The sequence below is a fragment of the Archangium sp. genome, from assembly GCF_036388035.1.
In the GTDB taxonomy this organism is placed as follows: domain Bacteria; phylum Myxococcota; class Myxococcia; order Myxococcales; family Myxococcaceae; genus Archangium.
Map to the genome: position 1 here is coordinate 1 of NZ_DASVSO010000162.1, position 6,151 is coordinate 6,151.

Below are 6,151 nucleotides of genomic sequence, written 5' to 3' on the forward strand. Positions count from 1 at the left end.
CAGGCGTGGGTGCCGTTGGCCACCACATCCCCGGGGAAGAGGTGCCCCTCCCACTCCACGACCACCTGGGCCGAGCTGCACCCGGGCCCCATCACGTGCGCCTTGAACTCCACGCCCCCTGCCTTCAGCACGGTGGTCTCCGCGCCGAACACCTCGGGCCGCGGCTCCGCCTCCGGCCAGTCCGGCGCGTACCGCTCCTTGAACCAGCGCGTGCGCAGCGCGAACACCGCCGGAATCTGCTCGCGCACCTGCTGGGCCGTCACGACCCGGATGCCTCGCTCCTGGAACACCGGGGTCCCGTTGAACTTGTCCGGGTTGGCGTGCAGCACCACCGCCAGCACCACCTTCTTCCCCGTCTCCCGCTCGGCCAGCTCGATGAGCTCGCGCGCCGCCGAGGGCAGGAATTGGGTGTCGATGACGACCAGCCCCTCCGGGCCCTCGAGCCAGTACGAGTGGGTGGAGAAGCCCCGGGGCTTGGAGGTGTACACGCCCACCCGTGAGTCTTCCTTCAACCGGTGGGCGGTGCCCGCGTATTGGCGCGCGGCAGGCGCGGCGGGAGTCGAGGTGGCACAGCCCGTCATCAACCCCAACAGCAGACTCGCGAGGAGCGTGAGGTATCTCATGGGGGGAGTCTGCCCTCCGGGGGCCTTCACCGCCAGCATCACCTCTTCATGCCCCGGGAGCAGGACATTGACACTCCCGCCCGCTTCTCCGAGCGTGCGTGCACGATGATGAGCGCTCGTCGATTGGCAGGCGGCTGCCTGGCCCTGGTGCTGGCGGCGATGGCGGGTTGTACCGACTCGGGCCAGGAGCCCCGCGAGGCCGTGCCGGTGCGGCCGGGCACGCAGCGGAGTGCGCTCTCCCTGGGCACGCCCGAGCTGGTGGCCGACATCCAGCCGACCCCGCCTCCCTCGAAACTGGCGGGGAGCGATCCCCAGGGCTTCGTGCGCGTGGGGGCGATGCTCTACTTCACCGCGTACGACCCGGTGCACGGGCGCGAGCTGTGCTGCTGGCATGGGGGGCGCTGCGTCGGCCCTCCGCCCGCCGGAGCTGAGTCGAGCTGCCGCCCGGTCCGCCAGGAGCGTGGGCCGGAGCAGTGAATCCGTTCACCGCTCCGGTGTGATGCACGCCACCGCCACCGCCAGGCCCCAGCGGTAGACCTTGTGCGTCCCGGGAGCCGAACGGCCCTGGAGACAAACGGGAGCCAACACCATGAATCGATGGGTGAAGCAGTTCCTGCTCTGCCTGCTGGCAGGGTTGTGCGTGATGGGGACGGGGTGCGGCCCGGAGGAGCCCACGCCCCTACCGTCGGCGTCGGAGGAGCCCGCGCCCCTGCCGCCCGAGGTGGTGGAGACGTACCTGTCCAACGTCTTCGTGCCCGACAGCGAGCCCGTCACACTCCGGGTGAAGACCCGCGACCCGCAGGACAGCGCGCTCAGCTTCTCCTGGGAGGCCAACACGGGCACCCTGGCGACGCCCACCCACGGCGCCAACTCCAGCGAGATCCTCTGGACGGCTCCGGCGTGCATTCCCACGAACACCCCGCCCACCATCACGATCACCGTCACCAATGCCCTCGGGCTGAGCGCCAGTGCCACCTTCTCCATCTCCGGAGGCAAGCCGTGTGGCTGGGTGGCCACCAACACGGTCGCCGTCGGCGATACGCATACCGTGGTGCTGAAGGAGGACGGCACCGTCTGGACGTCGGGCCACAACTCGCAGGGCCAGCTCGGCGACGGGACGACGACGAATTACTCGGTACCGGTGCAGGTGCAGGGCCTCTCCCACGTCACCGCCATCGCCGCTGGCTGGGTCCACTCCGTGGCGCTGAAGGACGACGGCACCGTCTGGGCGTGGGGCCGCAACAATTGGGGCGGGCTCGGCGACGGGACGACGACGGACCGCTACGTGCCCGTGCAGGTGCAGGGCCTCTCCCGCATCACCGCGCTCGCCGCCGGGCAGGGACACTCCGTGGCACTGAAGGAGGACGGCACCGTCTGGGCCTGGGGCTACAACCAGGCGGGAGCGCTCGGGGACGGCTCGCGGACGAACCGCATGACGCCCGTGCAGGTCAAGGGCCTCTCGCGGATCATCGCCATCGCCGCGGGCCCCGAGCACAACGTGGCCTTGCGGCGGGACGGCACCGTCTGGACCTGGGGCCGCAACGATTGGGGCCAGATCGGCAACGGCACGGTGAGGGTTCTTCACCTGACGCCGGTGCAGGTGCCGGACCTCACCCAGGTGACCGCTGTCGCCGCGGGCTTCACCCATACCCTGGCGGTGAAGGCGGGCGGCACTGTCTGGGCCTGGGGCCATAACAATGAAGGCCAGCTCGGTGACGGGACGACGGAGAGCCGTTCAGTGCCGGTGCAGGTGGCGGGCCTCACCCAGGTCACCTCCCTCATCGCGAACAGCAACCACACCGTGGTGCTGAGGAAGGACGGCACCGTCTGGGACTGGGGCTACAACATCGCGGGCCAGCCGAGCGTGAGGACCCGGCCGGTGCAGGTGCCAGGCCTCACCCGCGTGTCCGCCCTCGCTCCGGGGGGCTCCGCCAACCACACCGTGGTGCGGAAGACGGATGGCACGATCTGGGGTTGGGGCTCGAACGAGTACGGCCAGCTCGGCGACGGGACGCAGACGCGCCGTTCGGCACCGGTGCGGATGACCCACCTCGACCTGCCGTAATCGAAGCAGGTCTCGAGCTTCATCGGATGGATTGCGGCGTGGCGGGGAGCGGACCCTCGGAGTGAAGTCGCTCTTCCGCTCCCTCCACGCGCCAGAGAAGCTACCAGTGGTCCCCGCGCCTGCGCACGATCCCCTCTTCCGGCTTCGGCTCCGCCGCCGCTTGAGGGAAAGGCGCGCTAGAACAGCTCAGGGCCGGTACTTGCAACTCGTCCCGAAGGACGAGACGGAGGTCCAAGGATAGGCCAGCGAACCACCGCACAGGCTGCTCTCGTCCCATGAGGAGATGTGACCGAGCGCCTGGGCTTCATTGTATGAGTTCCCATTGGTGTTCGCGCCGTTTCGGAACGATGCGCGCCAGCAGGCATCCTTGGTCCCATAACCATCGTAGTTGTTAGACGCGGGACAACCGGTGCTGTTGTTGTATTGAGAGACCCACCATTCAAGCCCGTCAGAATCCGCGCAGCGCTTGAGATCGGCCAGGTACCAGCTGATCCACTTGGCTCGCACAGGCTCCGTGGAGGAGCACGTGGTGGAATATGCGGAGGCGGACACGGTGCTGATGATCTTGCCGTTGCAGGATGAGCCGCTCCTGAGCACCCACACGCCATTGCTACATGTATATTGAGCCGTGCCGGTGCGCTCCAGGCTGGTCCGCGTGGCCGTGACGATGTAGCCACTGTTGGTCGCGGGAAGATCGCCATAGCAAACGTAGGTTCCCGCAGTGCCTGTATTGCCGTTCCAGCTCGGCTGCCACTGCGACCAACTCACCGACGTCGCTGGGCAGCCTAGGGCGGCTGCCGAAACCGTACGCTGAGGCGACGGTTGCCCGGAGTCATTTTCCGATTCATCCAGAGTGTCACTGGTTGGCGGCGCTTCGGATACGCTCTCCGAGTCCGAAGACTCCGAAGACTGCTCATCGATACCGGTCTCGCCCCCGCACCCCGCCAGCAACGGCCCGAACAGGGCTGTCATCCACACACCACAGCACACCAATGCACGAATTCGCATCCTTGCTCCTCCAATACGTGTTTACGGGGATCGGTCGCGTTGCGTTCAAGTGCGAGTCATCGGGGCACCACAGCGCAAACACAACCATATGTACAAGCGTCGGTTTTCACCCCCATACGTCCCAACCAGGCCACCGTCCAAACAACCCACTACAACCGACGGTGCAATGAGTGACACAACCGCTCAACTTGTGTCCAGACCACCGCCACAGGGCTGCCGATGATTGGCCACTATCCAGCCGGGCAGACAAGGCAGAAGACCCCTTCTCAAGGGTTGCAATGCGCTGACCGGTTTGAGCTTCCATCTCGGGTGGCTCGCCCGGAAAGGCCCGATAATGTATTCTGTTGACGCTGTCTCCGCTGGCCCGCTGCTTCTCCGGCTTCGGCTCTGCCACCACTTGGGGAGCAAAAATGGCCGCGATTGCGTGCCTGGAACGAAGACGCCGTGGAACCTCGTGAAGTTCACCATTCAGCCGAAGCACCGCTCCCTTGCTCTCCTGCTAAAATGAGGGGGATGGTTCAGGCTGTTCCCATCAATTCTGACAGTCGCCCTGAGTGTGCAAGAGGCGGAAGAGGCAGTCCTGCGTGAGTGCCTGCTCGACCCCGACGTGGAGGGCGTCCTCGCGGTAGGACGGCCCTGCGATACAAAGTGAAGCGCTGAGCCACACTCCTGGCGCCTGAGACACCTCGGCACCGGCGTGGGGACTCCATGCCGGTGCCCGGTGGACGCGCCTCAGGCGCCGAGCGTGGCGGCGACGAGCTCAGCGGTCTGCGCGCCCGAGAAGTTCTGCTGCCCGGTGATGAGGTTGCCATCACGGATGGCGAAACTCCGCCACAGGCCCACCTGGATATAGTTGGCGCCGATCCGTCTCATCTCGTCCTCGATGCGCCACGGCATGACGTGCTTGCCCCGGGGCAGCAGGTTCATGTCCCAGACGGCGTTGTCCGCGAAATCTTCCTCGACGTTGGCGAAACCGGTGACGGTCTTCCCCTTGGCGAGCAGCTCTCCGTTGCTCAACCGGGCATAGCGCAGGATGGCGACGCCGTGGCACAGCGCGCACGTCACCTTGCCCGCCTCGTAGAACTCGACGAACTTCTTGTGCAGGTTCGTGGCACCCTCGAAGAAGAACATCGGCGACTGCCCGCCCGCGACGAGGATGGCGTCGAACTTCGCCACGTCGATCTCCGTGACCTTTTTCGTGCTCTCCACCAGCGCGGCGAGCCTCGGCGTGGCGATGAAGCCCATGCTGATGAGGTCGCTCGCCGAGTAGCCGCTCGGGTCGCGCGGATCGCTCATCGCGTCCGCCTCGCACTTGCCCCCCTTGGGGCTGAAAATCTCCACCTCGAAGCCCTTCTCCGTCAGCACGTAGTAGGGGTGCGTCAGCTCGCTCCACCAGAAGCCCACCGGCCAGCCCGTCGTCGGGGAGACGGTGGGGTTCGAGAGGATGATGGCCACGCGCTTCTTCTGCTTCGGGTTCGAGAGGTTCGGGTCCTGCAGGCTCATACTCTGGCTCCTATGCGGCGCGGATGGGATCCGCGGCGTGTGGGCCACCCATAACGCTCGCGGGTGATGTGAACCCAGGTGCGAGGGCGCAGCCTCGAGGACCCAGGTAGGGGCCGAGGCTCCCGTCACAAATCCTTCGAGACGACTCCACCTGTTGGGCCTCTGTTCTGAGAGCCCGGAGGAGAAGACCATGAACCCAACAACCGTCATCCGTGCGTGGAAGGATCCGGAATTCCGCGCGCACCTCACCTCGGAGCAGCGGCAGGCGCTCCCCGACAACCCCTCCGGCAAGCCCATGAGCGAGCTGGGCGATGACGAGATGGCGGACGTCGTGGGAGGCGTGCCCCTCAACCCGCCCACGCCTCCCCTCCTCAACACCCGCGCGAGATGGTGCGTCGTGCAGGGGACGAGCGCGGTGGATGCATGTCCCAGCCGGGGCTGCACGGTGCTCTTCCCTTGCCAGCTGTGAGCAGAGGCCCACTCGGGCCAATACATTCACCCCCAGAAAGACCCCCATGCACAAACGCCTGTTCGGCATCGTCACGGCCATTCTCGCCGTGGCCGTATTCCTCTCCACTCAGCCCGCTGGCGCCGCCGCGAGCTACTCCCGGGAGCAACTCAAGGCGCGCGCGGATGTCATCGCGTTCAACGTCTCGCTGCCGAAGTTCATGTCGATCTACTCCCACTCCAAGTCGGGCATCGACACCAGGTTCAACTGGAGCGGGTACGACGGCTGCTCATTGCCCCGTGAGATCAAACCGATCGCCTCGCGGTGGGACAAGCTCTTCACCAACGCCTGCTACCGACACGACTTCGGCTATCGCAACTACGGCAACGGTCTCGCACTCGCGTCCGACCAGACCTACAAGGACAAGATCGACTCGGAGTTCCTGCGGAACATGCGCTACACCTGCGCGAAGCGCGTCGCCACGAGCGACCGCGGCAACTGCTA

General features: G+C 66.3%; 7 protein-coding genes. 4 read left to right on the top strand and 3 right to left on the bottom strand.

The window, feature by feature from the left end:
* Positions 1–623 (bottom strand): MBL fold metallo-hydrolase (locus VF697_RS07170; RefSeq protein WP_331092750.1); only part of this gene is annotated, 623 nt, incomplete at its 3' end.
* Between the two features lie 123 nt (positions 624–746).
* Here VF697_RS07170 and VF697_RS07175 point away from each other — a divergent pair.
* Positions 747–1,100 carry a hypothetical protein gene (locus VF697_RS07175; protein ID WP_331092751.1) on the top strand — a complete coding sequence of 118 codons (354 nt, stop codon included), beginning with the start codon at positions 747–749 and terminating at the stop codon, positions 1,098–1,100.
* A 112-nt stretch (positions 1,101–1,212) separates the two neighbouring features.
* Entirely contained in the window at positions 1,213–2,688 is a 1,476-nt protein-coding gene (locus VF697_RS07180; RefSeq protein ID WP_331092752.1) for an RCC1 repeat-containing protein, read from the top strand.
* Between the two features lie 186 nt (positions 2,689–2,874).
* Here the strand turns inward: VF697_RS07180 and VF697_RS07185 are convergent, their stop codons facing one another.
* Positions 2,875–3,660, bottom strand: coding sequence for a hypothetical protein (locus VF697_RS07185; protein WP_331092753.1), 786 nt, complete (start codon positions 3,658–3,660; stop codon positions 2,875–2,877).
* Between the two features lie 768 nt (positions 3,661–4,428).
* Entirely contained in the window at positions 4,429–5,199 is a 771-nt protein-coding gene (locus VF697_RS07190; protein ID WP_331092754.1) for a type 1 glutamine amidotransferase domain-containing protein, read from the bottom strand.
* 190 nt (positions 5,200–5,389) lie between these two features.
* Between VF697_RS07190 and VF697_RS07195 the strand changes: the two genes are divergently transcribed.
* Complete coding sequence (locus tag VF697_RS07195; RefSeq protein ID WP_331092755.1) at positions 5,390–5,668, top strand: mersacidin/lichenicidin family type 2 lantibiotic; 279 nt, start codon at positions 5,390–5,392, stop codon at positions 5,666–5,668.
* Between the two features lie 46 nt (positions 5,669–5,714).
* Positions 5,715–6,151: phospholipase A2 (locus tag VF697_RS07200; protein WP_331092756.1), on the top strand; the 437-nt coding region annotated here is incomplete at its 3' end.

Bases quoted from the DNA above. Each gene is read 5' to 3' on its own strand.
- VF697_RS07180 (WP_331092752.1), top strand. From the start codon at position 1,213: ATGAATCGATGGGTGAAGCAGTTCCTGCTCTGCCTGCTGGCAGGGTTG.
- VF697_RS07185 (WP_331092753.1), bottom strand. From the start codon at position 3,660: ATGACAGCCCTGTTCGGGCCGTTGCTGGCGGGGTGCGGGGGCGAGACC.
- VF697_RS07195 (WP_331092755.1), top strand. From the start codon at position 5,390: ATGAACCCAACAACCGTCATCCGTGCGTGGAAGGATCCGGAATTCCGC.
- VF697_RS07190 (WP_331092754.1), bottom strand. From the start codon at position 5,199: ATGAGCCTGCAGGACCCGAACCTCTCGAACCCGAAGCAGAAGAAGCGC.